Source organism: Hydrogenophaga sedimenti (assembly GCF_051857515.1).
GTDB lineage: Bacteria > Pseudomonadota > Gammaproteobacteria > Burkholderiales > Burkholderiaceae_C > Hydrogenophaga.
This window is the reverse complement of the sequence record NZ_JBPZHA010000015.1, coordinates 1-22,649: the sequence shown is the minus strand read 5'-3', so window position 1 is coordinate 22,649 and position 22,649 is coordinate 1. Positions and strand designations below refer to the sequence as shown.

Below are 22,649 nucleotides of genomic sequence, written 5' to 3'. Positions count from 1 at the left end.
CTCAGGCCCTGAACCGGGTCTTGGCCTTGAGCGCCATCGTGTTGGTGAAGGTCTGGGCGAGGTCGACCTGCCGCAGCGGTGAAGCATCGTCGAAGCGCGAGAGCACGCGCGCCACGGTGTTGGGTCCGGCATCTGGCATCACCCCGTCGGTGGACCAGCCCTCGCGGGCACGGCTGAACGCCGCCAGGTACAGCGCGCGGTCACCATGGAAATACGACTCGGGCACCGTGCGGTTGATGTCGGACGGGCCCGCGGTCTGCAGCCACTTGAGCGCCCGCACCATCGCATCCACCATGGCCTGGCATTCGGCCGGATGGCTGGCCAGGTAGTCGGCCGACACGCTCAGGCAACCGGCCGGCATCGGCCCGCCGAACACCTCGGCATTGCCGCGCACCGTGCGTGTGTCGGCCACCACCCGCAGTTCGCCGGACTGTTCCAGCTCGGTGATGAGCGGGTCGGTGTAGCAGATCGCATCCACCAGGCCATTGCGGAAGTTCGCCAGCGCGGTGCTCGGGCTGTTCAGCGGCACGTACTGGACCGCGTCGCCCTGCAGCCGCGCACCCGATAGCAGGGTCTGCGCCATGCGGTGGCTGCCCGATCCGATGCCGGTCACCGCCACCTTGCGTCCCTGCAGGTCGCGCAGGTCGCGAAAGCCGGCCATGGCCTTGCGCGACACGCCCAGCACCAGTTGCGGCGCCCGACCCTGCACGACGATGGACGGATAGGCTTCACCGCGCGCGCGCAAAGAGACCACCGACCCATAGGGACAGGACAGCGCCTGGACACTGCCGGTGAGCAGCGCCTGCAGGGCATGTCCTGGTTCCGGCATTTCCCGCACCTGGACATCGAGTCCCTCGGCCGCGAAATAGCCGAGACGCTCGGCCACGGTCAGCGGCAGGTAGCAGAACGCCGAGCGGTTGCTGACCGCGAGCGCCAGCCGGGCGAAGGGCGCACGCACCGGAGCGGGTGGCACAAGGGGTCTGACCTCGGCCCGCGCTGCCGCCAGCGTGGACCCCAGCAAGCCGGAGGCCACACACCGCGTCCACTCACGGCGATTCCACATGCGACAACCCTTCTCTGATCCCTGATTTGCAAGAGCTTCAGAGGTTAGTGGAGGCCCCGCCCATGCGCATCGGGTCGATTCCCGAGCGGGTTTCCACCGACGCGAGTTGCAAGCCGATGTAACCGTCTGCGAGCGAGCAGACGGCAGGACGTGCGCGCGTCAGATGAACAGGATCGCGATGTTGATCACCAGCGCCAGCGTCCAGGCCGTGCTGCGCAGCGTTGCCATGTCGGCGAGGTAAAACAGGATGTAGGTCAGGCGCAGCAGCACATACAGAAGCGCCAGCAGATCCAGCCGCATCTGGAACGCGCCATGCTGGTGGGCAATGATCACCGCGCCGATGTAGAACGGCATGGATTCGAAACAGTTGGCCTGCGCAGCGTTGGCGCGGGCACGCCAGCCACCCTGGCGCGCCAGCCAGGCGCGCGGATCGTGGTTGTCGAAGCCGCCGTCCTTGGGAGGGCGGCCGGCCATGCCCCACTTGGCGAGCACGGCGCAGCCGATCGGCAGCAGCGCAACGACGATCACCGTCCAGTAGGCCACGGTCAGTCCGGCATAGGTCATGGAAACACCTTGAAAAGAAAGCAGCGACCGCGCGCTCAGCGCCGGTCGACCAGGGCGTGGGCGATGGTGCCCAGATCGACGTATTCGAGTTCGCTGCCCACCGGCACGCCGCGCGCCAGCCGTGTCACGTTGACGCCGCGCGACTTCAGGCCCTGGGCGATCACGTGTGCGGTGGTTTCGCCCTCGGCGGTGAAGTTGGTGGCCAGGATCACCTCGCGCACCAGCCGCTCACCGCCGTCGAGTGCGTCGATGCGCTCGAACAGCTTCTGCAGACCGATCTCGCGCGGGCCGACGCCGTCCAGCGGGCTGAGCTTGCCCATCAGGACGAAGTACAGCCCCTTGTAGGCGCCCGTGCGCTCCATCGCGGCCTGGTCGGCAGGCGTCTCCACCACGCAGAGCTGGCTGCGGTCGCGCCGCGGGTCGTCGCAGGTCGGACAGATGTCGTTTTCGGTGAAGGTGTGGCACATCGCACAGTGCTTCACCGAGCTGCAGGCGTGTTGCAGCGCCTGAGACAGCCGCAGCGCACCTTCGCGGTCGTGCTGCAGCAGGTGAAACGCCATGCGCTGCGCCGATTTCACACCGACGCCGGGCAGGCAGCGCAAGGCCTGCACCAGCAGTTCCAGCGAATGGGTTTCGGCCACGCGGTGTCAGGTAGGCGGAATCAGAACGGGAACTTCATGCCACCGGGCAGACCCGGCATGCCGGCGGTGAGCTTGCCCATCTTTTCCTGCGAGGTCTCTTCGGCCTTGCGCACGGCGGCGTTGAAGGCGGCAGCGACCAGGTCTTCGAGCATGTCCTTGTCGTCGGCCAGCAGGCTCGGGTCGATAGTGATGCGCTTGACGTCGTGCTTGCAGGTCATCAGCACCTTGACCAGGCCGGCGCCGGACTCGCCGGTCACCTCGATGTTGCCCAGCTCGTCCTGCGCCTTCTTGAGGTTTTCCTGCATGGCCTGCGCCTGCTTCATCAGGCCGGCGAGTTGTCCTTTGTTGAACATGGTGTTCCTTGGTTCTTGAAATGGAAAGGGGAAAGAGAGGGATCGCCGGGTCGCCCGGTGCCGGATCAGCCGCCTCCGGGAGGCTGTGACCCGCGCGGTGGCGTGTGGGGGCTCACCGGTTTGAGTGTGCCGGGCACGATTTTGCCGCCAAAGTCGCGCACCATCGCCTGCACGAACGGGTCGTCCCGGATGATCTGTTCGGCCTCGCGCTGGCGGCGGCTGGCTTCGGCCGCCAGGCGCAGTGCCGCCGAGTCGCTCACCGGCCCGATCTCCACCGCCAGCCGCACGGCATGGCCTTGTGACTGCAGCGCGGTGGCCAGTCGCTCCCGCGTGCTCGGCTGGTTCAGCGACTCGCGCTCCACGCGCAACATCCACTGGCCGTCGTCGCGGGCCACCAGCTGCGACTGCAACGCCAGCTCACGCACCAGCGCGGTGACCACTTCGGCCTTGACCATCTGCTGCACCAGCGCGAACCAGAAGTCGCCTTCGGCAGTGATCACCGGTTCCGGCAGCCGCGCGGGCTCGGACGGGTCGCGCATCTGCTCGACCCGCGGCGACAGGCTGGCCTCGCGCACCGGAATCTCGACCACACGGCGCGAGGTCTGCACGCCCTCTTCCGGCGGCTCGATCGGCGCCTCGTCGGGCTCGTCCACCCAGGGTGGGCCATCAACGTCGGCGGGTTCGTCGGGAGCCTGCCGGACAGCGGGCGGCGGTGCAGGCACAGGGGGCGGTGGGTTGGCGACCGTCGGTGCCGACACCACACGCACCGGCGGAGCGGGTGCCACCGGAGGCCTTGCCGGGGCGACTGACGGCACCGGTGTCGTGGTCAGCGGAGCGGCCACAGCCACGGCCGGCGGGGCCGCGACCGGCTCAGGCCCGGATTTCAGTGTTTTTTTTTCCGGCGAGGCGCTGGCGGCGCCGGCCGGCTTGAACGCCAGCAGCCGCAGCAACACCATGGTCAGCGCGGCGTATTCGTCGGGCGCCAGGCCCAGCTCGCCGCGCCCGTGCAGGCACAGGCTGTAGAGCAGCTGGGTCTCGTCGGCCGGCAGCGCATGCGCCAGCCGCACGATCTCGGGCGTGTCCGGATCGTCCGACGACTCCAGCGCCGCGCGCTCGGGCACCGCCTGCAGCACGGCCATGCGCTGCAGCAGGCCGGTCATTTCCTCCAGGGTCGAGGACGCGCTCAGGCCGTTGCTTCGCAGGGTCTCGACCGTGTCGACCACGGCGGCGCCATCGCCCCGCGCCAGCCCGTCGATCAGGCGCAGTACGTGCGAGCGGTCGACTGCGCCCAGCATCTGGCGCACCGTGGTTTCCAGCAGCTGGCCACCGCCAAAGGCGATCGCCTGGTCGGTCAGCGACAAGGCGTCGCGCATCGAGCCACGGGCCGCCCGCGAGAGCAGGCGCAGCGCCTGCGCCTCGGCCGGCACCTGTTCGGCCGCCAGCACCTGTGCCAGGTGCTCCTGCACCGTCTCGGGCGCCATCGGCCGCAGGTTGAACTGCAGGCAGCGCGAGAGCACCGTGACCGGCACCTTCTGCGGATCGGTCGTGGCCAGCACGAACTTCAGGTATTCGGGGGGCTCTTCCAGCGTCTTGAGCATCGCGTTGAACGCGTGCCCGGTGAGCATGTGCACTTCGTCGATCATGAAGACCTTGAAGCGCCCCTGCACCGGCTTGTAGACCGCCTGCTCCAGCAGCGACTGCACCTCGTCCACGCCGCGGTTGGACGCCGCGTCCAGTTCGGTGTAGTCGACGAAGCGGCCCGAGTCGATGTCGGTACAGGCCTGGCAGACACCGCAGGGTTCGGCCGTGATGCCGCCCTGCCCGTCGGCGCCCAGGCAGTTGAGCGACTTGGCCAGAATGCGCGAGACCGTGGTCTTGCCCACCCCACGTGTGCCGGTGAACAGGTAGGCGTGGTGCAGACGCTGGGTCGTCAGGGCGTTGGAGAGCGCCTGCACCACGTGCTGCTGCCCCACCATTTCGGAGAAGCGGCGCGGACGGTATTTGCGGGCCAGGACGACATAAGACATAGGCCGCCGATTCTAAAGGTCACCCCACGGCGAAAAGGACACAGGCATCGCCTACAATCGACGGTGACGGGCCTTCCCGCATGGTAAAGCGGCCAACCGGGTCAGGTGGGGAACCAAGCAGCCCTAACTGTGGAGCCAGTGCCGGGGTCAAGGCTCGTCACCTTATTCGTTCTGCTGTCCTTCTTCGACAGCCTGCCGCACGGCGGCAACCACCCCTTCCACCTCGACCTCCTGCATGCCCGGAAAAATGGGCAGGGCCAGAGCCTGTCGGGCGTGCGAGCTGGCGATGGGCAGATCCCTCTCTCCGAACCGCTCCAGCCAGGCCGGCTGCTGGTGAATGGGCCGTTCGTAGTAGACCTTGGTGTCCACCCCGGCCGCCGCGAGGCGAGCCTGCAAATCGTCCCGGTGCGCGCTGCGCAGCACAAAGTAGTTCCAGGCGTGACCTTCGCGGTCTTGCGGCAGGACGATGCGGGGCAGCCCGGACAAGCCGGCGAGATACCGCCGGGCGATGGCCTGGCGCCTGGCCTGCCAGCGGTCCAGCTGTTCCAGCCCGATCAACAACACTTCGGCCTGCAGTGCATCCATCCGGCTGTTGAATCCCACGTCGGCATGCAGGGCACCGAGGAGGCCGTGGTTGCGCAGCGAGCGTGCGCGGTCGATCAACTGGGGATGCGGACTGTGCAGCGCGCCGGCGTCACCGGTGGCGCCCAGGGTCTTGGTCGGGTAGAAGCTCATGGTGCCCAGGTCACCCCAGGCGCCAGCGGGCACCCAGCCCCGCTCCTCCGACCAGGCGCGTGCGCCCAGTGCCTGCGCGGCGTCCTCGACCAGTGTCAGGCCCCGGTCGCGGCACAACCGGGCAATGCCCGGCAAGGCACTGGCGTCGCCAAACAGCGGCACGGCCAGCACGGCACGGGTGCGGGGTGTCAGGCAGGCCGCGATTTGCTGCGCGCCGGCAATGAAATCGTCTGCCGCGCAGTCGCACAGCACCGGCACCGCGCCCGCACGCACCACCGCCTCGAAACAGGCGAAGAAGGTGTAGCTGGGCAACACCACTTCGTCGCCGGGCTCGAGATTCAGCAGGCGCAGCGCGAGCACCAGGGCATCGGTGCCCGAGTTCACGCCGACCACCCCGCCCTGCCCCAGCCGCCGGGCCAGTGCGGTCTCGAAGCGTTGCACGGATGGTCCTAGGATGTAGCCGCCGCCGCCCAGTACCCGGCCCCATGCGGCCATCACGCGTTCGGAGGCCCCTGGCTCCTGCCAGGGACTGCGAAAGAACGGCACCCTCATAGTGCGGCCACGATGGCGAGCGCTCGGCGGGCCGCGATGGCGCCGGCCTGCGCATCGGCCAGCGGCGAATCCTGGCCCTGCAGCATGTGGTGAAACGCGGTGTACTGTCGCGTCAGGGCATCGGACTGGTTCAGCCCGGGCGGACGGGACAGTGCCAGCTCGCTCCAGGCGCTGGTGTCGTCCCCCCAGCCCATCGAAGCCAGGGACGCGTCCGCGCCATGGCGGGCATGAAAGTCCACCCGTGTGTCACCCATCCGGACCTGCACCTGCAAGCCATCTCCCTGCGTCCGAGCGTCAAGAATCTGAAACGATCCGTCGCCCTCCCCCTGCAGCAGGTAGGACGCCAGGTCGAGGTCGTGCACCATCAGGTCCAGCACCACCGAGCGGGCCGTGCCTTGCAGGCGCGACTGGCGCTGGAAGACCAGCCGACCGGGGGCACGGTCCCAGGGCAGATCGGTCAGCGACTGGTTGAACCGTTCGATGTGGCCGGTGAAAAGGCGCCTTCCGGTCTGGCGCACGGCGTCCAGCATGGCGTCGATGCCCTGCTCGCTCTCGGCCAAGGGCTTTTCGACCAGCACGTCGATGCCCCGGTGCATCAGCGCCACGGCCAGCTCGGCATGGGTGTCTGCGGGGGTGACCACCGCCGCGGCCTGCACGCACTGGGGCAAGGCGTCGAGCGACGCGATGGCCTCAAAGCCCTGGGCCTGCGCATCCGCACGCGCCTGGGCGTCCGGATCGACCACACACGCCACCTCGAACGCGGGGTGGGCACGGGCACGCGCTGCGTGCACGCGCCCGAAGCGGCCAAAGCCCAGCACAGCGAGACGAATGCGGGAGCCCATCTTCGCCACTCAGCCCGGTTGGTCCACCACAGTCACCATGTCCAGCAGGTGCCGGGCGCGGATCACATGCTGGTAGACGCCCGCGGCCTTGCGCTCTTCGCCCACACGCTCGAAGTGCGGCATGGTGTCGGGCAGGCGCCCGTCTTCATAAGAGGTGCTGGCGGCGGGATAGAGGCATTCGCGACCGAAGGCCTGTGTGCCGAAGGTGTCGAACATGGTCTGCACCTCGTCCAGCAGCACCGGGCTGCAACGCCGGGCGTAGTCGAGCACCTGTTCCAGCTTCTGCTGAAGCTCGGACTCCGTGAGACGCACCTCGATCTGTACCTGGCCTTCTCGGGCCGGATCGCAGGGATGCCCCACCAGCGGGATCTCCAGGTTGCGCACCGTGCGGCCCGCCTCGCGCAGGCGCGCGACCAGGCGATTGGCCAGCACCCGGCACAGGTCGTGCGACGGGTTGTAGCCCTCGGCCTCGTCGGCCACCACGGTATCGATGCCCGCCGCCAGCGCTGCCCGTGTGAGCCCGTCGAGCCAGGCCTGGAACGGCGAGGCGCCAGTGCCCAGCAGCGCCTGGTAGACCACCGCATCGGACACCGGCTGCAACCAGTCGCTGCGCACGTCCAGCCCCCAGGCCCGCAGCGCGCGCCGGCTGTCTTCCAGTCGGGGCTGGCCGATGGAGCCGTCCCCGCTGGTCAGCATCACGACCTCGGGGCGCGCCTGCTGGACCCACTGGAAGACCCGCAGTTCATGTCCGGGATGGGCGATCAGGAGAAGGGGCTTCATGGCATTCAGCGCTTGTTGGGAGGGATATCGGATGCGCGGGGCAAAGCTTCAGCGTTCAACGGCCAGGCTTCAGTCGGGAAACGATCCAGCGCAGGGGAGCGGTCAGGCGCCACGAGGTGCTGGCCTGCAACTCCCGCACCAGCCGTTCGAGCGAGTCCGCCCGTTCGCGAACAGGCAACAAGCTCTGCACCTGACGGTCGAGGTCTGCGGCACGTTGCACGGCTGTCTGCGCGGCCACCTTCAGGTCCTGCAACTGGCGTTCCAGTTCGACCGCCCGGCCCTTTTCCTGGTGCAGCGCATGCACCTGCTGCTCCAGTTCGGCGGCCCGCACCCGCGCCAGATGCTGCTCCAGCAGTTGCCGGTCCATCTCGGCCAGCCGGACGTGGGCAGCCTGCAGCGCCGTCTGGGTGCTGCTCAGCCCCGTGGAAACATCGATCAGGCGGGACTCCAGTTCCTGCGCACGGGCCAGGTGCATGCCGGTCTGCACCGCGACGTACGGTGTGCCGAAGGGCAGCAGGTTCGCGGCGACATGGCGGGCGAACTCGCGCAACTCGTCGCGGGGATCGATCGCTGGCCGGTCTGGTCCGGCCTGAACCACCCGAAGCGCCAGTGCTTCGAGGGCGTCGGCGGTGGCCTCTAGCGACACATGGGTGCGCACGTACCCGGTGACTCGCGCCGCATCGGCGGCGTCGTAACGCTGCACCTCGCGCTGCACCGCCTCGGGGGTGATGGGGGTCTGCATCAACCGGCGCCCGAAATTCCAGTGGTGCCATTCCCGCATCCGGTCGGACGTGACCATGCCGGCCAGCCCCATGCCTTCGTTGAGCAGGACGACGGCGCATCCCACCGCCATCGCCTCCATGGCGCAGCGGGCCTTTGCAAACACCAGATCAAACTCTCCCAGCACCGCCTCGGGCGCCGCGGCCAGGCGACCCACGCCCTGCCCGATCACCTCCAGCGACAGGCCGAGGGACTCGCAGGCCGCGCGGATGGCGCGCGTGTCGTCGCTTTCGGTCGCGTAGTTGCTGAAGATGGCGGCGCGCTGCGGCCGATCCGGCAACGGCGGCCGGGGCCGGAACCGCTGCAGATCCACCCCGTTGGACACGATGGCGATGTCGGCGGGCGCGATGCCGCTTTCCTGCGACAGCCGCTCGGCGCAATTGGCGTCCACCGCGACGTACTGCCGCACCCGCGTGAACAGCGGCGGCTGCCCGTGGGTCGCGGTGCGGTCGTGGCAGATCGAGATCGCCGGCACATCCAGAAAGTGGGCCAGGCAGGCCACGGTGTCGTCGCGGGTGTTGCCGATGATGAGTCCAGGGGCGTCGGCCACCTGCCGCAGGTCGGTCACGCAGGCGATGCCACGCTGGCGCAGTCCGTCGACCATGTCGCCCATGACGGGTGCGTAGACAACCATCGAGTGACCGCGCCGGTGCAGGGCCAGTGCCACGTCGTGCACAAACAGCTCTGCGCCGGTGCGGTGCGCCATGCTGCAGATGGCCAGCAGAATGTTCAAGGCAGTCTTTCTCGAAACTCGGTTTGGGGTCTGGTGACCGCAGGATCCGGGTCACTTTTGCGCGGGATGATAGGGCATGCATCCGCCGGCGGGCCGCCCGTGACCGCCGCTCCCGGGCATTTGTTCACTCGGTCGGCCGGCCGATCCAGCCGGTGATCAGGCCCACCGCTTCCCGCTCCATGCCGATGTAGCCGTGCCAGTGCAGGGCCGCACAGACTTCGCCGGTGGCACCGGCACCGCCGTCGACCATCACCAGCTTCTTGAGCGGGGCGTTCCGGAGTCCTCGAAGGATTGCCGGCACCTCGGCCGGGCGGCATACCGGGCAGGCATCGCGTGCATGGTGCAGCACCAGCACCGGCACCCGGATCGCGGCCAGGTCCTGACCCGGCACGGCGCCGGCCTTCTTGCCGCTGACCACGCTGGAAGAGAGCACCAGTCCCGCGATCTGATCCTGCAGCCGGATCGCCGCGGCTGTCGCGGACACCGTGCCGCGGCTCGTGCCGACCAGCCACACCGGCCCGTTCGCCAGCGCCTTCACCCGCTCCAGCACCTTCTGCACATCGGTCAGATGCTGTTCGGTGATGCGGTCGGCGTAGTCCAGATCGTCTGAATCACCGGGGCGCCCGAAGATCGCCACGTTGAAGCCGTTGGCGATGAATTCCGGCTCGGAGCGCACCAGAAAGTTGTTGCCGGTGGCCCGTCCGGCCTCGACCTTGCCGAATCCCCCGCCGCCGCCGGGAAACAGCAGCACCGTGCCTCTGGCATCGGGCGCAGGCTCCCAGAACACCGTGGTGGTGACGCCCTCGCGGGTCGGCACTTTCAGCAGGACGCCTTGCGCATGGGCCGTCAGTGCCAGCGCCAGCCAGGCGCCAAGGACGGCCAGAAGCCTCACGGACGCAGCCCTCCGACCTCCATCACGTCCCAGCACGCCCCCATGGTGTGGTAATCCACCTTGCCGGCGGGCGACTTGGTGTCTTCCAGCTTGCCACCATCGGCCGAGAGGATGCGGAACCAGGCGCCGTGCACGTGGTCGATCAGGTGCAGCCAGCTCCAGCGCCACAGCTGCAGGTACTGCTGCCGGAAGGTTTCGTCGCCCGTGACGCGCCACAGGCGCCAGGCGCTGGCGAACGACTCGGCCTGCACCCAGAAATACTTGTCGGTGTCGCAGGGGCGGTGATCGGGGTCGAAGCCATAGATCAGCCCGCCATGCACCTGGTCCCAGCCGTGCTGCCAGGCCGCCTGCTGCAGCGCTGCCGCGCGCACCGGGTAGCGTGCATCGGGCGCGTGACCGTGCGCGATCAGCAGCAGCTTGGCCCATTCGGTCTGATGGCCGGTCTGGAAGCCCCAGGGCTTGAAGATGTTGCCGGGGTTGTCGCGGTTGTAGTCCCAGTCGATCGACCAGTCCCGGCCATAGTGTTCCCAGACCAGCCCGCCCGAGGCCTCGGCCAGGCCGAACACGAAGCGTTCGATCAGCGACTGCGCCCGCTGCAGGTAACGCGCCTCGCCGGTGAACGCGTGGGCCGCCAGGCAGGCCTCGCACATGTGCATGTTGGCGTTCTGTCCGCGGTAGTCGATCAGCGTGCCGGCACCATTGATCTCGTCGGCATAGGCCTGGTCGGCCGCGCGGTAGAACAGCGCCTCCATGGTGTCGAAGGCCTGCGCCACATCGGCCGCCGTGCACAGGCCGATGCGGTGCGCGTGCGCCCGCGCCAGCAGCACGAAGGCCTGGCCATAGGCCATCACGGTCGGGTCTTCGATGGCGCCGTCCCGCAGCGTCCAGGCACATGCCCCGGCCGCCGGACCGGCCGGGAGCCGGAAGCGCTCCAGGTGCGCCAGCGCGTGCGCCGCCCGTTCGCGGTAGAAGGCCTGGCCGGTCTGCACATGGGCCATGGACTGCGTGAAGACCAGCCGTGTCGCGCTGACCAGGTGGCGGTGCGTGCGGTCGTAGACCGTGCCGTCGTCCTGGAGGTAGTGGAAGAAGCCGCCGCCGGGGTCGAAGGCGTGGGTGTCGTAGAAGGCCAGCGTCTGCGCCACGTGGGCGCGCAGCACCGCTTCGCTCTCGAAGTCCGGAAAGTCGGCAATGTGCATGGTGTCTCCTGTCGGGTTCAGTGTTGGGCGGCGCGCAGGTGCCGCAGCACCGCTGCACCGGCGCGGTGGCCGCTGGCCAGGCAGGCGGTGAGCAGGTAGCCGCCGGTCGGCGCTTCCCAGTCGAGCATCTCGCCGGCGCAGTACACGCCGGGCAGCGCCTCGCACATCAGGTCGGCGTCCAGCGCCTCGAACAGCACGCCGCCGGCGGTGCTGATGGCTTCGTCGATCGGCCGCGCCGCCACCAGTTGCAGCGGCAGCGCCTTCACCGCTGGCGCAAGTTTTGCCGGGTCGTTCATGGCCTCCTTGCCCAGCACCTCGTGCAGCAGCGCCAGCTTGATGCCGTCCAGTCCCAGGCGGCCCTTGAGGTGGTTGGCGAGGGAGCGCGAACCACGCGGATGCGCGATCTCGCGCGCCACGCGCTCGGCCGGCAGGTCGGGCAGCAGATCGAGCTGCAGCATCGCGTGGCCGCTGCGGATGATGTCGTCGCGCAGCAGGCTCGACGCGGCGTAGATCAGGCTGCCTTCGACCCCGGTGTCGGTGGCGACGAACTCGCCCTTGCGTTCGAAATGGTGGCCGGCCGCGTTGTTGCAGCGGATGGCGACGTTCTTGAATGGCTGACCTGCAAAGCGCTCCCGGAAAAACGCGCTCCAGCCGACCGTCCGCGCCGGCACGGCCTGCACCGGCAGCACGCCCGCGGGCGCCGTGTGCTCACCCGGCAAGGCCACGTCGAAGCCGCAATTGGCGGGCAGCAGCGGCGCCACGGCCACGCCGCGCCCGGCCAGCAGCGGTACCCAGGCGCCGTTGGAGCCCAGGCGCGCCCAGCTGCCACCGCCCAGGGCGAGCACCGTGGCGCGGGCTCTCACGCTCAGTGGCGCCGAAGGCGTCTCGAAGCGCAGCGTCTGCCCGTCGTCGCCCCAGCCCAGCCAGCGGTGGCGCATGTGAAAGCGCACGGCCGGACCACCCGCCACCGGATGGCGCAGCCGCGTCAGCCAGGCCCGCAGCAGCGGCGCCGCCTTCATGTCGGTCGGAAACACACGCCCCGAGCTGCCGACGAAGGTCTCGATGCCCAGGCCCTGCGCCCAGGCCCGGACCTCGGCGGCACCGAAGTCCTTGAGCAAGGCCTCGATCTGCTGGCGCCGCTCCCCGTAGCGTTCGGCGAAGCGGTCGGCGGGTTCGGAGTGGGTCAGGTTCATGCCGCCCTTGCCCGCCAGCAGGAACTTGCGCCCCACCGAGGGCATGGCGTCGAACAGGTCGACCTGCACACCGCCGGCAGACAGGATTTCGGCGGCCATCAGGCCGGCCGGTCCGCCGCCCACGATGGCGACGTCGGTGGTCAGCAAAACGCTGGTGTCGGGCGACCCGAGACTCATGGAGATTCCAGTTCGATCAGCCTTCCGGCCGCATTGATGAAAGCCAGGCGCACGTCACCCTCCACACCGGAGGACAGCAGGGCCTGCTGGTAGCGCCGCATCTGCCCGCGCAGTTCTTCCTGCAGTTCGGGCCGCTCGGCGCTCTTGTAGTCCAGTACCCACCACTGGCCGCTGTCGCGCCGCTGCACCAGCCGGTCCATGCGCAGCAGCTCGCCGCCATGCCAGATCTCGACTTCGTTGCCCCAGGAAGACAGCGCCGCCGCATCCCAGGCCCAGGCCGCTTCACCGCCAACCACGCGGCGCGCCATCGCCAGCGCGTCGTCGGCCGCGGCCGGTGACAGGTCGAATTCGCGCGCCACGGCCCGCACATGCCCGCGGTCCCAGTCCGGCCCGTCCGCGGTGGTGGAGCGCCACTGCAGCAGGCGGTGCAAGGCGCGGCCGATGCGTGTGCGCTCGTCGGCCTCGGCGGCGGGCGGTGTGGTGGTCTCGCGGCGCACCAGTTCCGGCCGCAGGGCGGGCAGCGCCGGCAGCCCGAAGCCCTCGTCCTCCTGGGCCGTCGCGCTGCCCGCGGGGGGCGCGTCTTGCAGCGTCGCCAGCACCAGCAGGCGCCGCCACCAGGACCGGTCCGGCGTGCGGTGCGGCACGAAGCTGGAGAGCACCAGCCGGTGTTCGGCGCGGGTCAGCGCCACGTACAGCGCGTTCAGCTCTTCCACCGAGCGCGCCTGCCGCTCGGCCGCCAGCAGGTCGTCCACGCACGCAGGAGGCGTCTTCTCGCTGGCCACGAACACGAAGCGGCGCGGCGCCGGCTCTTGCGCCGGCCAGTCGACCAGCACGCCCATCGACTCGGTGGCCTGCGGCGAACTGTCGGTGTCGAGCAGCAACACCGTGTCGGCCTCCAGGCCCTTGGCGCCGTGAATGGTCAGCAGGCGCACCGCACCGCTGTGGTGGGCGTCACTCGCCGCGATGCCACCGGCCTTGAGCGCCCGCACGAAGCGGTACGGCGTGAGAAAACGGCCGCCGTCCTGTGCCAGCGACTGCGCCAGCAGGTCGCGCAGGCAGGCCAGCGTGGCATCGCGCTCGCTGGCCGACACACCGGCGGCAAACCGTGCCAGCACGTCGGCATGGTCATAGATCGCCGACAGCGCATCGTGCGGCGGCAGGCGGTGCAGCCAGCCGCGGTAGAGGTCCAGGGTGTCGCCGGTGGCCTGGGCCCGGGCGAGGAAGCCGTCGGAGAAACCGTCGCCGGCTTCGTCCGACAGGCTGCGCATCACCTCCCACCAGCCTGGCGCCGGCGCCTTGCCATCGCCGTCCGGCCGCCCCCGCGGACTGGCCGCGCGCACCGCCGTGGCCAGCGACACCAGGTCGCCGTCGCTCCAGCCGAACAGCGGCGACTTCAGGGCACGCGCCAGGCTCAGGTGGTGGCGCGGTGACACGAGCGCATCCAGCAGCGCGATCAGGTCCTGCACCGCCGGTGATTCGTGCAGCATGGTTTCGCCCGGTGCCTCGCTGGCGATGCCGCGCTCGCGCAAGGCCTCGTGCATCAGCCGCAGGCGGCTGCGCTTGCGCGCCAGCACCATGACCCCGTCCGGCTGGGCGCCATGCGCGACCTGCGCCGCGATCCAGTCGGCGGCCTGCGCCGCTTCGCGCTCCGCACTGCCCTCTTCTTCCGGCAGCACGCGCGGCTGGCTCAGGCTGTCGCGCCAGACCGGTTCTTCCCCGTCGTCGACCGGTTGTTCGTCCTTCGCCGGCCGTTCGATCGCTGGCAGCGCCAGCACCGCGCCGGCCGCCTCGCTGTGGGTGGTGTGCGCGCGAAAGCCCTGGTATTCACCGGCCTGCACCGCGTCCAGCATCGCCGCGTTGAGCGCCTGCACCACGGCCGGCGCACAACGCCGCGTGTGGTCGCAGCTGAGCAGCGCGCCGCCCAGACCCTGCACCACAAAGGCCTGCGCCGCCTTGAACACCTGGGGTTCGGCGCGCCGGAAGCGGTAGATGGACTGCTTGGGATCGCCGACCAGGAACACGCCCGGCGCCTCGCCCGGCCCGGCACCCGCGTAGGCGCTGAGCCAGCCGTACAGCGCCTGCCACTGCAGCGGGTTGGTGTCCTGGAACTCGTCGATCAGCAGGTGCCGCACGCGGGCGTCCAGCCGCTGCTGCATCCAGCCCGAGAGTTCGGCATCGCCCAGCAGGCGGCGCGCCACCGACTCCAGATCGTTCATGTCGACCCAGCCGCGCTCGCGCTTGAGGCCGGTGTAGCTCTCGATCAGCACCCGCGCCAGCCGCACCATGCGCCGCTGGTGCAGCCAGGCGTCGTGCTGGCGGCGGGCCAGCAGCACGCGTTGCACCCGCTCCTGCGCCTCGCGCACGACCTCGATGTCGGCGATCTTGGTGCCGAATTTCCGCGCTTCGCCGTCCTTGGTCAGCAGCGCCTCGCAGACGCCCGCCCAGCGCCCTTCGGTCAGCGCCTTTTCCAGCTCCACGCCCTTGGCCGAGAAACTCGGCGCCGAGGCCGCCCCGAGCACGCGCGCCGCCGCCTGGAGGCTTTCGTGCATCACCGCGGACGTCACCGCCGACTCGGGCTCGGCCCACCCGGCCATCTCGGGGAACTGCTCGCCAAAGGGCCGCACAGAGCCGCCAGCCACACCGGCTGCATCCGCCAGCGTGAACTCGACCCGCTTCTCCAGCGCCTTCTCCAGCGCCTTGAGCGTCTGGTGGCGCCCGTGCCGCGCCACGCTCTCGAAAAAGGCCGTCTTGTCGGCGTCGTTGCCCGCCAGCGCCGCATAAAAGCGCGGCCAGACCAGGGGCAAGGCCTTCTTGTCGTCTTCCAGCAGTTCGTACGACAGCGGCAGCCCCAGCTCCTGCAGCACCGCCAGCGGCGCGCCGCGCAGCAAAGACGAGAACCAGCTGTGGAAGGTGCGCAACTGCACCTGGCGCCCTTGCGCGCTCACGCGCGCCTGCAGGCTGCTCAGCTCGGGCGCCCGGCGCTGCGATTCGGACGCACCGTAGCCCCAGGAGCGCAGGGTCGCCACCAGCGCCGCTTCATCGAGCGTGGCGCAGCGGCGCAACTCGGCGTTGAGACGGCCGCGCATCTCGCCGGCGGCCTTCTTGGTGAAGGTGATGGCCAGGATGTCCTGCGCCGCCGCGCCTTCGAGCAGCGCCCGCACGACGCGCGCCACCAGCATCCAGGTCTTGCCGGCGCCCGCGCAGGCCTCGACCGCGATCGAGCGGGCCGGGTCGCAGGCCGCCGCGTAGAACGCCTCGGCCGACACCGTCTGGCCATTGATCTGGTACGCCGCCGGCAGGCTCATGGCGCGCTCCAGAAATCCTTGCGGCACAGGCCGCGCGCGGCGCAGTATTCGCAGACCATGCCCTCGCCCAGCGCCGGCAGCGCGTGCCCAGCGGCCACGCGCCCCAGGTCCTGCACGATGCCCTCGCGCAGATGCTCCCGGGCCTGCAGCACAAACGGCTGCTCGACCAGATGGGTTGCGCCCTCGCGGCCAGAGGCCGAGCGGCCATCGGTGATGCTGAGGTAGGCGGCGCGCAGGGTCTCGTCGGGCAGCAGCGCCGCGTAGAACGCCAGCTGCGTGTCTTCGAACGGGTCTTTGACGCGCCGGTTGGTCTTGTCCCGGCTCTCGGTCTTGTAGTCGATCACCAGCGGCAGCGGTCCTTCGGGGCTGTGCTGCTGGTCGATGCGGTCGAGCTTGCCGTACAGGCGCCAGGGCGGCAGGTTCGCGCTCAGCTCGGCCTCGGCGCGCGCGAACATCGGCCCGGGCCGGCCGTCGCCGCCTTCATGACCGGCCAGCCAGTCCAGGTAACCCTCGCGCAGCGCCGGCCACACCGCCTGATAGGGCAGGAAGCCCGCGCCACCTTCGTCGACCTGCAGTCCCATTTCGGTCGCCATCTCCTCGCCGATCTGGTCCAGCCGGCGGGTGTCGGTGTCGCGCCCCGGTCGCCCGTCGCCGCGTTCTTCGTGGAAGCGCCGCAGCACGGCGTGCAGCCAGTTGCCCAGGTCGCGCTGGTCCGGCTCGGCTTCCAGCTCGTCGGCCTCGGACAGGCGCAACTGGCGCATGGCAAAAAAGCGGTAAGGGCAGTCGCGCAGATCCTGGTACGCGCTGGCCGAGAGGGCCGATGGCATCAGGTCCGGCGCGATCGGCAAAGGGTGCGCCACCGCGACCGGGCTCAGCGGGCGCGGCGCGCAGAAGGTGTTCGCCGCCGCCTGCCGGTCGTCGAAGCCCGGCAAGGCCATCACCCAGGGGCTGGGTGAAAGTGGCTCGCCGCCCTCCTGGCGGCGCCAGAGGATGTCCACCTGCGGCGCCCGCAAGGCCGCCTGCCAGGCCTGCGCCTGGGCCTCCATGAGCGCCGCGCGCCCGGGCAGCCCCAGTTGTTCGCACTGTGCCGCCGTCCAGGGCGACTGCTGGCCCCGATCGGGGTCGAGCGTGAGCTCGTCGCAGCCGGGCATCACCACGGTCGAAAAGCCTCGCCCCAGCAACTGCGACAGCGGCAGGATCACGACCTGAGCGTCCGGGTCGCTGACCGGCTTGAAACTCGCCCCCTCGAGCACGTCGCGCACCCAGGCACTGAACGCCGACAGCCCCAGGCGTGCGCCCGGGCGGCCCGACTCCGCCACCGCCATGCCGACCTGCAGCAGTTCTTCCGAGGCGCCTTCGTCCAGACGCAGCGCACGGATCGTCCCCTGCCCGGCCGCGTCGGCCGCCAGCCGCTCCCACAGGCCGCTCGCCTGCAAGGCGGCGCGCAATGCGTCGAGCCAGCGTTCCAGTGGCCGGGCGGCCTGCAGGCTCTCCAGCAACGCAGCGAATCCTTCCGGGATCAGCGGTGCCGATGCCGTGTGCCGCACCGCGGCCTTCCATGCCGAAACACCCGCCTCGCGCGCCGCCAGTTCCAGCGCCTCCACCTGCGCCGGCGGCCAGGCGGCGCCCTGCTTGAGCAGGTCCAGCACATCGTCCATGCGGGCCCGCGGATCGGCCGCCCGCAGCACCGCCATCACCTGGGCGGCCGCGTGGGTGGTCGACAGCTTCCAGCCGGTTTCGTCGCACAGCGACACCCCCGCGCCCGACAGCATGGCGCTCACGCGGCGGGTCTGGCGCCGGTCGTTGGCGACCAGCGCCAGCGGGAAACGCCCTTGGTTGATCCGGGCCACCACGGTGGCGGCCGTCCGTTGGGCCTCTTCCTCCGCGTCCGCGCAGGATTGCAGGGTCAGGACCTCCGGCGCCGCACCGGCGCCGCCAGCCAGCAGGCCGAACGGGTCGGACAACTCGGCCCGTTCGCCCCAGTGCACCCCCAGGGCCTGCCCCAGCGGGTCGTGCTGGAAGCCCTGCAGCACCCAGAGCCGGTCGGCCACCGCCCCCGGCGCGGCCACGCCGGTCCAGAGCACATCGGTCGGGTAGCTGGCATTGCCGGCCCAGGCCAGGGCGAGCGAAGCCACCAGGGACTCCCAGTGCGGTCCTTGCGGCACCGCCTGTCCCAGCGCTTCACGTTGTGCCTCCGCCCACGCCACCCGTTCTGCCGGCGGGCGGGCGGCGGCCAGCGGTGCCACCGACCTTGCCGCGTCCACCAGCCGGGACGCGAGCACCGTGCGCAGGGCCGGATCGGCGCTGCCCCTGGTCACCCGCGCGACCATCGCTTCGGCCACCAGGCTGTCGCGCGCCATGTCGCCGCTGACATCGGTGGGCGCCGGCCACCACGGAGCCAGGGCCGAGGCCCAGCTGCGTGTGGTTTCAAAACGCGGCCCGAAACCGCTCGGATGCGCGGCCGCCCAGGCCCGGCGGGCGGGCTCCACCAACTGCAGATACGGCAGCAGGATGACCATGCGCCCGGGCGCGATCCCCTGGCGGGCCAGACGGTCGTCGAGATGCCGGATCCAGGCCTGCCAGTCCGCCCCGGCGGTCGGGATGGACCCATACCCTGTGGGGTGGTCGGAGGCTGGCATCGGCGGAGGGGGGGTTTCTGTCACAATGTCTCGGTGCCAGGGCGTCGACTCGGTTTTTCGCCCTGATTTCCGACTGTAACTTCCCCGATCCACGTTCCTCAGGATGAACCATGGCCAGTGAGCTGATCACCCACGTTTCCGATGCAAGTTTCCAAGCCGACGTGCTTGAAGCCAAGACCCCCGTGCTGGTGGACTTCTGGGCCGAGTGGTGCGGCCCCTGCAAGATGATTGCCCCGATCCTGGACGAAGTCTCCGGCTCCTACAACGGCAAGCTCAAGATCACCAAGGTCAACGTCGACGACAACCGCGAGATCCCGGCCAAGTTCGGCATCCGTGGCATCCCGACGCTGATGCTGTTCAAGGACGGCCAGCTCGCTGCCACCAAGGTCGGCGCCATGAGCAAGGCCCAGCTGACAGCCTTCATCGACCAGCAACTGGCCTGAGTCGCCGCGCCGGTCGCCGCCATCCGGGTGCAAGGCCCGGACCCCGCGCAGCGACCGGTTTTTTCCTGTCATAATCCGCCCGTCAGCTGGCCCCACCAACGGCCCAGCCCTTTCTGACAGCGCCAGTCCGCCAACCGGACGCCAGCGCCCCCTCCCCCGGTTCTGACACGACTCCCTTCCGGAGCGAATTCCATGCACCTTAACGAACTCAAGGCACTGCACGTGTCTGAAGTCCTCAAGCAGGCCGAAGCGCTTGAGATCGAAAACACCGGCCGCATGCGCAAGCAGGAGCTGATGTTCGCCATCATCAAGAAGCGCGCCAAGGCCGGCGAGCAGGTGAACGCCGACGGCGTGCTGGAAGTGCTGCCCGACGGCTTCGGCTTCCTGCGGAACATGGACACCAGCTTCACGGCGTCCACCGACGACATCTACATCTCCCCCAGCCAGATCCGCCGCTTCAACCTGCACACCGGCGACATGATCGAGGGCGAGGTCCGCATTCCCAAGGACGGCGAACGCTACTTCGCGCTCAACAAGCTCGACGCCATCAACGGCCTGCCGCCCGAGGCGAACAAGCACAAGGTCATGTTCGAAAACCTGACGCCCCTGTTCCCCAAGGAACAGATGCGCCTGGAACGCGACATCAAGACCGAAGAGAACATCACCGGCCGCGTCATCGACATCATCTCCCCGATCGGCAAGGGCCAGCGTGCCCTGATCGTCGCGCCGCCCAAGAGCGGTAAGACGGTCATGATGCAGCACATCTGCCACGCCATCACCGCCAACCACCCCGAGGTGGAGCTGATGGTGCTGCTGGTCGACGAGCGCCCGGAAGAAGTGACCGAAATGCAGCGCACGGTGCGCGGCGACGTGATCGCCTCGACCTTCGACGAACCGGCGGCCCGCCACGTGCATGTGGCCGAAATGGTGATCGAGCGCGCCAAACGCCTGGTCGAGCTGAAGAAGGATGTGGTGATCCTGCTGGACTCGATCACCCGCCTGGCCCGCGCCTACAACAACGTGCTACCCAGCTCCGGCAAGGTGCTGACCGGCGGTGTGGATGCCAACGCGCTGCAGCGCCCCAAGCGCTTCTTCGGCGCCGCGCGCAACGTGGAAGAAGGCGGCAGCCTGACCATCATCGCCACGGCCCTGGTCGACACCGGCAGCCGCATGGACGAAGTGATCTTTGAGGAATTCAAGGGCACCGGCAACAGCGAAATCCACCTGGACCGCCGCCTGTACGAAAAGCGCGTCTTCCCCTCGATCCAGCTCAACCGCAGCGGCACCCGCCGCGAGGAACTGCTGCTGGCGCCCGAGATCCTGCAGAAGACCCGGATCCTGCGCCAGTTCATGTACAACATGGACGAGATCGAGGCCATGGAAATGGTGCTCAAGAGCATGAAGGCGACGAAGAACAACTCCGAGTTCTTCGACATGATGCGCCGCGGTGGTTAAGTCGTCGAAAACATCATATAATTCAAGGCTTTGCAACTTGCGACAAGTACGGGGAAAAGGTTTTCCCGCGGCTGCCGCACCTGACCACAAGGAATCGCCATGAAAGAAGGCATTCACCCCAACTACCGCGAAGTCTGCTTCGTGGACCTGTCGAACAACTTCAAGTTCGTCACCCGTTCGTGCGCGAACACCAAGGAAATGATCAAGCTGGAAGACGGCCGCGAGCTGCCGCTGTTCAAGCTGGATACCTCCAGCGAATCGCACCCCTTCTACACCGGTACCCAGAAGTCGGTGGACAACATGGGTGGTCGCGTCGAGAAGTTCCGCAACCGCTTCGGCAAGAAGTAATCGGACCGATCGCTTCTTCGGGCCTGTGCCCGGGACAGAAAGGCAGCCGGTCTCCGGCTGCTTTTTTTTCGCCCGGACCGGCCTGAAACCCCCTGTATATTTCCGCCGTGAGTTCTGCCACCCCCGCCATCGTGACCCAGTCGGCCGTGCGCCGCCTGTCGCGGCTTGCGCTGCTGTTGCTGGGCCTGGCGTACGTGCTGCCAGGCTTCCTCGGCCGCGAGCCCTGGAAGAACATCGACGTGGCGACTTTCGGCGCCATGATGGAAATGGTGCGTGGCAGCAGCGGCTGGTGGTCCCCCCAGGTGCTGGGTGCGCCGGTCGATGTGGCCGGTCCATTGCCCTACTGGCTGGGCGCGGTTTCCATCCAGGTGTTTCCCTTCCTTTCGCCGGATCTCGCGGGACGCATTCCCTCCGGACTGCTGCTGGCCCTGACCCTGGTCTGCACCTGGTATGCGGTCTACCACCTGGCGCGGCAACAGAGCGCGCAGCCGGTGGCGTTTGCTTTCGGTGGCGAGGCCGACCCGATCGATTACGCCCGCGCGCTGGCGGACGGCGCCCTGCTGGCCCTGGTGGCCTGCCTCGGGCTGGCGCAGATGTCCCACGAGACCAATCCGGACGTGGCCCGGCTGTCGATGGTCAGCGCCATTCTCATGTCGGCTTCGCGCATGGCCCTGCCGGCGACGCGCAGGCCCTGGATGGCACTGCTGCTCTGGACGGCTGGCACCGTCGGGCTGGTGTTCAGCGGCGCGCCCTGGATCGCTCTGTCGCTGGGGACAGGCCTCGCCGCCGCCGTCTGGTACACGCGGGCGCGGCAAGGCGCGGAGAACCCCCGGGAAATCAGCTGGGTGATCGGCATGCTGGCGCTGGTGCTGGTGCTGGCCGCGACCACCGAACAGATCCACTGGCCGGCCAGCCTGGCCCTGCCGGAAGACTTTGACGACTGGCACCGCTGGGCGCGTCTGCTGGTCTGGTTCACCTGGCCGGCCTGGCCGCTGGCGCTCTGGACGCTGTGGCGGTGGCGCCATCAGCTGCTGAGCCCGCACGTGGCGCTGCCGCTGTGGACGGCGCTGGTGAGTGTGGTCAACAGCGCCATCAACCCCGATTTCGACCGCTCGCTGTTCCTGGCCCTGCCCGCCATGGCGGCCTTGGCTTCGTTCGCCCTGCCCACCCTGCGCCGCAGCGTGGCGGCTCTGATCGACTGGTTCACGCTGGTGTTCTTCAGTGGCTGTGCGCTGGTGATCTGGGTGATCTGGCTGGCGATGCAGACCGGTTTCCCGGCCAAGCCGGCCGCGAACGTGGCGCGTCTCGCCCCCGGTTTTGTCGCCGAGTTTTCCTGGCTGCTGCTGTTGCCGGCGCTGCTGGCCACCATTGCCTGGGGCTGGCTGGTGTCGTGGCGCGTGGGTCGCCACCGCCAGGCGATCTGGAAGAGCCTCGTGCTGCCGGCCGCGGGTGCGACGCTGTGCTGGCTGCTGCTGATGACACTGTGGCTGCCGCTGCTGGACTTCGGCCGCAGCTACGGACCGCTGGCGCGGCGGATTGCCCGCCTGGTGCCCGAGAATTCGCCTTGCGTGCTGGTCGATGGTCTGGGCCAGGCCCAGATTTCCGCGCTGCAGTTCCAGGGTGGCATTTCTCCGGTGCGCAGTGGCAACGGCGCGGGAGAAAACTGCCGTCTGATGGTGGTCCATCCCGACAGCCAGCCCTCGCTGGACCGGCGCGTCAGGCTGGTCGACTGGGCCTTCAAGGGCACCGTCCGGCGCCTGTCCGACAAGGAACCTCTGCTGATCTACCAGCGCATCCGGGGTGGCGCCTAGGGCTACGCTGAACAAGTCCAGGGGTGGCGCGAGGTTTGCATGTATTGATGCACCCGAGACAAGAAGGTGAAGATGAAGCAACTGACCCTGGCGATGGCAGCCGATCAAGGCGACGGATTC

The 22,649-nt window shown here is 69.1% G+C and carries 18 protein-coding genes and 1 other RNA gene; 5 read left to right on the top strand and 14 right to left on the bottom strand.

Translation table 11 applies throughout. From position 1 onward, the window contains the following. Nucleotide 1: 1 nt before the first annotated feature. The 5 genes from ACS5NL_RS20290 to dnaX all read right to left on the bottom strand — a co-directional run bounded on the left by ACS5NL_RS20290 (nucleotide 2) and on the right by dnaX (nucleotide 4,648). Nucleotides 2–1,063, bottom strand: a complete 1,062-nt coding sequence (locus ACS5NL_RS20290; RefSeq protein ID WP_439355783.1) for an ABC transporter substrate-binding protein — start codon at nucleotides 1,061–1,063, stop codon at nucleotides 2–4. A 159-nt stretch (nucleotides 1,064–1,222) separates the two neighbouring features. After that, nucleotides 1,223–1,627, bottom strand: coding sequence for an MAPEG family protein (locus ACS5NL_RS20285; RefSeq protein ID WP_439355782.1), 405 nt, complete (start codon nucleotides 1,625–1,627; stop codon nucleotides 1,223–1,225). 35 nt (nucleotides 1,628–1,662) lie between these two features. Then, nucleotides 1,663–2,268: a recombination mediator RecR gene (gene recR, locus ACS5NL_RS20280; RefSeq protein ID WP_439355781.1), complete on the bottom strand. Its 606-nt coding sequence runs from the start codon at nucleotides 2,266–2,268 to the stop codon at nucleotides 1,663–1,665. A 20-nt stretch (nucleotides 2,269–2,288) separates the two neighbouring features. Then, nucleotides 2,289–2,621 carry a YbaB/EbfC family nucleoid-associated protein gene (locus ACS5NL_RS20275; RefSeq protein WP_411364683.1) on the bottom strand — a complete coding sequence of 111 codons (333 nt, stop codon included), beginning with the start codon at nucleotides 2,619–2,621 and terminating at the stop codon, nucleotides 2,289–2,291. A gap of 65 nt (nucleotides 2,622–2,686) precedes the next feature. Next, on the bottom strand, nucleotides 2,687–4,648 hold the full coding sequence (gene dnaX / locus ACS5NL_RS20270; RefSeq protein ID WP_439355780.1) for a DNA polymerase III subunit gamma/tau: 1,962 nt from the start codon (nucleotides 4,646–4,648) through the stop codon (nucleotides 2,687–2,689). Nucleotides 4,649–4,713: 65 nt separating this feature from the next. Between dnaX and ffs the strand changes: the two genes are divergently transcribed. Next, nucleotides 4,714–4,810: signal recognition particle sRNA small type (gene ffs / locus ACS5NL_RS20265), an RNA gene on the top strand. Here the strand turns inward: ffs and ACS5NL_RS20260 are convergent. From ACS5NL_RS20260 to ACS5NL_RS20220, 9 genes are all read right to left on the bottom strand, one after another. Continuing rightward, the gene (locus ACS5NL_RS20260) at nucleotides 4,811–5,878 is read right to left on the bottom strand and encodes a DegT/DnrJ/EryC1/StrS family aminotransferase (protein WP_439355779.1); all 1,068 of its coding nucleotides are present in this window, start codon (nucleotides 5,876–5,878) and stop codon (nucleotides 4,811–4,813) included. Nucleotides 5,879–5,931: 53 nt separating this feature from the next. Beyond that, a complete protein-coding gene (locus ACS5NL_RS20255; protein WP_439355778.1) occupies nucleotides 5,932–6,777 on the bottom strand; it encodes a Gfo/Idh/MocA family protein in 846 nt (281 codons plus the stop codon). 9 nt (nucleotides 6,778–6,786) lie between these two features. Beyond that, nucleotides 6,787–7,557, bottom strand: coding sequence for a hypothetical protein (locus ACS5NL_RS20250; protein ID WP_439355777.1), 771 nt, complete (start codon nucleotides 7,555–7,557; stop codon nucleotides 6,787–6,789). 55 nt (nucleotides 7,558–7,612) lie between these two features. Next, nucleotides 7,613–9,070: a glycosyltransferase gene (locus ACS5NL_RS20245; RefSeq protein WP_439355776.1), complete on the bottom strand. Its 1,458-nt coding sequence runs from the start codon at nucleotides 9,068–9,070 to the stop codon at nucleotides 7,613–7,615. Between the two features lie 124 nt (nucleotides 9,071–9,194). Beyond that, nucleotides 9,195–9,962, bottom strand: coding sequence for an alpha/beta hydrolase (locus ACS5NL_RS20240; RefSeq protein ID WP_439355775.1), 768 nt, complete (start codon nucleotides 9,960–9,962; stop codon nucleotides 9,195–9,197). Then, complete coding sequence (locus tag ACS5NL_RS20235; protein WP_439355774.1) at nucleotides 9,959–11,158, bottom strand: AGE family epimerase/isomerase; 1,200 nt, start codon at nucleotides 11,156–11,158, stop codon at nucleotides 9,959–9,961. The genes ACS5NL_RS20240 and ACS5NL_RS20235 overlap by 4 nt, the downstream gene beginning before the upstream one ends. A 17-nt stretch (nucleotides 11,159–11,175) precedes the next feature. Beyond that, nucleotides 11,176–12,528: a TIGR03862 family flavoprotein gene (locus ACS5NL_RS20230; RefSeq protein WP_439355773.1), complete on the bottom strand. Its 1,353-nt coding sequence runs from the start codon at nucleotides 12,526–12,528 to the stop codon at nucleotides 11,176–11,178. Beyond that, nucleotides 12,525–15,833 (bottom strand): UvrD-helicase domain-containing protein, encoded by a 3,309-nt coding sequence (locus ACS5NL_RS20225; protein WP_439355772.1) that lies wholly within the window; start codon nucleotides 15,831–15,833, stop codon nucleotides 12,525–12,527. The genes ACS5NL_RS20230 and ACS5NL_RS20225 overlap by 4 nt, the downstream gene beginning before the upstream one ends. Next, on the bottom strand, nucleotides 15,830–18,472 hold the full coding sequence (locus ACS5NL_RS20220) for a PD-(D/E)XK nuclease family protein (protein WP_439355771.1): 2,643 nt from the start codon (nucleotides 18,470–18,472) through the stop codon (nucleotides 15,830–15,832). The genes ACS5NL_RS20225 and ACS5NL_RS20220 overlap by 4 nt, the downstream gene beginning before the upstream one ends. Nucleotides 18,473–18,582: 110 nt before the next feature. Here ACS5NL_RS20220 and trxA point away from each other — a divergent pair, with 110 nt between their 5' ends. The 4 genes from trxA to ACS5NL_RS20200 all read left to right on the top strand — a co-directional run bounded on the left by trxA (nucleotide 18,583) and on the right by ACS5NL_RS20200 (nucleotide 22,529). Next, entirely contained in the window at nucleotides 18,583–18,915 is a 333-nt protein-coding gene (gene trxA / locus ACS5NL_RS20215; RefSeq protein ID WP_439355770.1) for a thioredoxin TrxA, read from the top strand. 192 nt (nucleotides 18,916–19,107) lie between these two features. Further along, nucleotides 19,108–20,370: a transcription termination factor Rho gene (gene rho, locus ACS5NL_RS20210; protein ID WP_439355769.1), complete on the top strand. Its 1,263-nt coding sequence runs from the start codon at nucleotides 19,108–19,110 to the stop codon at nucleotides 20,368–20,370. 99 nt (nucleotides 20,371–20,469) lie between these two features. Then, complete coding sequence (locus tag ACS5NL_RS20205) at nucleotides 20,470–20,718, top strand: type B 50S ribosomal protein L31 (protein ID WP_439355768.1); 249 nt, start codon at nucleotides 20,470–20,472, stop codon at nucleotides 20,716–20,718. Nucleotides 20,719–20,825: 107 nt separating this feature from the next. After that, on the top strand, nucleotides 20,826–22,529 hold the full coding sequence (locus ACS5NL_RS20200) for an ArnT family glycosyltransferase (protein WP_439355767.1): 1,704 nt from the start codon (nucleotides 20,826–20,828) through the stop codon (nucleotides 22,527–22,529). The last annotated feature ends 120 nt before the right edge of the window (nucleotides 22,530–22,649 follow it).